Origin of the sequence: Hydrogenophaga sp., from assembly GCF_048549895.1 — a bacterium.
Classification (GTDB): Bacteria; Pseudomonadota; Gammaproteobacteria; order Burkholderiales; family Burkholderiaceae_C; genus Hydrogenophaga.
This window is the reverse complement of record NZ_JBLYYB010000023.1, coordinates 1-2575: the sequence shown is the minus strand read 5'-3', so window position 1 is coordinate 2575 and position 2575 is coordinate 1. Positions and strand designations below refer to the sequence as shown.

Genomic DNA, 2575 nt, shown 5'->3' with positions numbered 1-2575 from the left:
TGGGCACAGACATCGTTCTCGAACGCAATTTCCTTGTGCAGACTCACCCGGCATCCCCCATTGTTCTAATCAGTCTCTGGTGTTTTTAGCGCCAGCATCATTTCAAGGTGCTGCACAAAAGGCTACGGGATCTGGCCGGCGCGTCAGTCGATCTGTTCCCAGCCGCTCCGGGGCGTCCTGAGTGACGAGGCGCCCCTGGGGATTGATGACCGTGACCCTCAGCGCCGTACCGCCGGTGAAAGTGTCAGCCCTAGCCCGCGCATAACCCGAAGCGCCGAGCCCAACGACACGCCAGAGCGTCCGTTTTCGAACGCAATGACCGTATCGCGCGAAACCCCGCACACCAGCGCCAACTCGGCCTGCGTCATGCCCGCAGCAGTCCGTGCCGCACGTACGGTGTCGCACAAAGCCAATAGATCGGTGTCGGTTCCGCGCTTGGCATGTCTGCGGGGTACCGGTGCAATAGGCGGCCTGATTGGTTTCACGTCGGCGTTTGTTCAGCACAGTCAAAAAGTCGGGAAATACCGACTTGCTCAGTTTTTACACAATTTCCAACCACAATGTTGGCGATTAGCGACTTTCGATGTCGTTGAACTGGCCAAGGCTTGGAGTTGGTACGATGCCGACCGCTCAGTTTTTGATAGGCGCGCTCACCATGCCTAAAACCGATATTCGCGATCAGCCCGCCTACACCCTCGCCGAGGCGGCCCGATACCTCAAAGTTGCACCCGCGACGCTTCGCTCATGGGTCATCGGCCGCACCTACCCGAAAGGCAGCGGTCTCGCGCATGCCAGCGCACTGATTGACCCCGCTCACAATCCGCCACCCACGCTGTCGTTTTGGAACCTCATCGAGGCCCATGTGCTGCGCTCACTTCGCACCGACCATGGGGTGTCGATGGATGCGCTGCGCAAATCAATCAAGTACGCCCAGCACACGCTCAAGATCGACCGACTGCTGCTGCGAACCGAGTTGCGCACAGACGGCGGGCGATTGCTGCTCGAGCGGTACGGCGAGTTAATCGAACTTTCAGCCTCGGGGCAGATGGCCATACGGCGCACCTTCAATGAGCACCTTGCCCGAGTTGACTGGGACGAGTGGCAATTCCCCGTTCGTCTGTACCCGTTTGCGGGCGTGACCCAGAGAGATCGTCCGGTCTCCATCGACCCCCAGGTCGCGTTCGGCCGCCCCACCCTCAATGGCAAGGGCGTGACCACCGCGACCATCGCAAGTCGTATTGATGCGGGTGAATTGATCGCCGATATCGCAGACGACTATGACCTCACAGAGCAGGACATCGAGGAGGCAGTGCTCTACGAGCGGGCGGCATGACGCCGACCTTCTTTACTGACTACAACCTTGGCAAGCGCTTTCCAGCGCGGCTCGCCGAGGCAGGCATCGATGTAGAGCCCCACATTCAACATTTTCGCCAAGACTGCCCAGACGAAGACTGGCTGGCAGAGATCGGAAGGCGCGGCTGGGTGGCGCTCACCCACGACCGGCGCATTCGCTACAAGCCCAACGAGCTTGCAACGGTGATGCAACACCGCGTGGCGCTGCTGGTCGTCATTGGCGATGCCCCGTTTCCAGAATTGGCCGACGCTTTTGTGGCGACATTGCCGCGAGTCCTCAGCTTCATTGAGGGGCAAAGGCCGCCGTACATCGCCAAGGTCTATCGACCCTCGGCAACCGAGGCGGCGGCCAACAACAAAGCGCCTGGGCGAATCGAACTCTGGCACCCCAGGGACAGTCGTGACGGGCGCTGATAGGCCATCACACTGGATGTGGCGTATCTCCCTGCTGAATGATCAGTGCCCGGCGAAGCGCCCGGCTCGGAGGGACGTTGTGCCTGCTTCGTCTTTACTACTCGGGACCATTGGCTGCTCCAGGCATTTCGCGGACGTCACTCAAGGTTCTGCCGTTCATGTCCTTCCATTCGATCAGCCCATTGGCCGTGCGGCCGGTGACGCAAGCCGCCGCCGCACTAGGTGAAGCAAACAGATAGTCCCGCTCAAAACGGATGCGCCCGTTTTGTTCTACCAGTACGCCCTGCTCCAGCAAGCGGTCGCGCACGCGCTGATAGCCGTGTTTCTGGAACGAAGGAACGGTGTCCAACCGGCCACTGGACCCTTTGAGGACGACAAAGCCCTCCTCGGTGAACAGGCCACGCGCATCCGCTTCGGACGCGCGGCAGAAAAGCAGATTCGCGTTGTCGGTTCTGACGGCGCTGCCAGCCAGCGGCTCGAACAGTGGATAGCCCAGCGTGGCCACCAAGGTGCGGATGGTGTCGTGCAACTCCTTGCACTCGGCTTCCAGCGGGGCCGGCGTGTGCGGGCGGCTGCCGGCATTGCCGTTCTCCAGCGCAAACCGCTCAGCACGGTTGGCCTCGGCGATGGACAGCCACTCCAGAAAGCTCGCGTGCGTGTTGGTCAGGTTGTTGGTGAGCGAGATGGCCACCAGCGCCCGATTCCAGAAATCGTCGCCCCTGAAAATTCCCCAACCTCATGAATATCTGTGAGAAAGTGGCGCTGAACTGCTGCTGGATTTGCCAGGAACTGCGATAATTGCATTCAG

At 60.5% G+C, this 2575-nt stretch carries 4 protein-coding genes; 2 read left to right on the top strand and 2 right to left on the bottom strand.

Annotated elements, in window-relative coordinates; translation table 11 throughout:
• Positions 1 to 218: 218 nt before the first annotated feature.
• Positions 219 to 485, bottom strand: coding sequence for a helix-turn-helix transcriptional regulator (locus ACN4F8_RS02065; RefSeq protein ID WP_419472062.1), 267 nt, complete (start codon positions 483 to 485; stop codon positions 219 to 221).
• A 134-nt stretch (positions 486 to 619) separates the two neighbouring features.
• Between ACN4F8_RS02065 and ACN4F8_RS02060 the strand changes: the two genes are divergently transcribed.
• Positions 620 to 1333, top strand: coding sequence for a DUF433 domain-containing protein (locus tag ACN4F8_RS02060; protein ID WP_419472061.1), 714 nt, complete (start codon positions 620 to 622; stop codon positions 1331 to 1333).
• Positions 1330 to 1767 carry a hypothetical protein gene (locus tag ACN4F8_RS02055; protein WP_419472060.1) on the top strand — a complete coding sequence of 146 codons (438 nt, stop codon included), beginning with the start codon at positions 1330 to 1332 and terminating at the stop codon, positions 1765 to 1767. Before ACN4F8_RS02060 ends, ACN4F8_RS02055 begins: the two co-directional genes overlap by 4 nt.
• A gap of 97 nt (positions 1768 to 1864) precedes the next feature.
• Here the strand turns inward: ACN4F8_RS02055 and ACN4F8_RS02050 are convergent, their stop codons facing one another.
• Positions 1865 to 2458: a DUF4357 domain-containing protein gene (locus tag ACN4F8_RS02050; RefSeq protein WP_419472059.1), complete on the bottom strand. Its 594-nt coding sequence runs from the start codon at positions 2456 to 2458 to the stop codon at positions 1865 to 1867.
• Between the last annotated feature and the right edge of the window lie 117 nt (positions 2459 to 2575).

Coding starts and splice junctions, on each gene's coding strand:
- ACN4F8_RS02060 (WP_419472061.1), top strand. CDS start 620: ATGCCGACCGCTCAGTTTTTGATAGGCGCGCTCACCATGCCTAAAACC.
- ACN4F8_RS02055 (WP_419472060.1), top strand. CDS start 1,330: ATGACGCCGACCTTCTTTACTGACTACAACCTTGGCAAGCGCTTTCCA.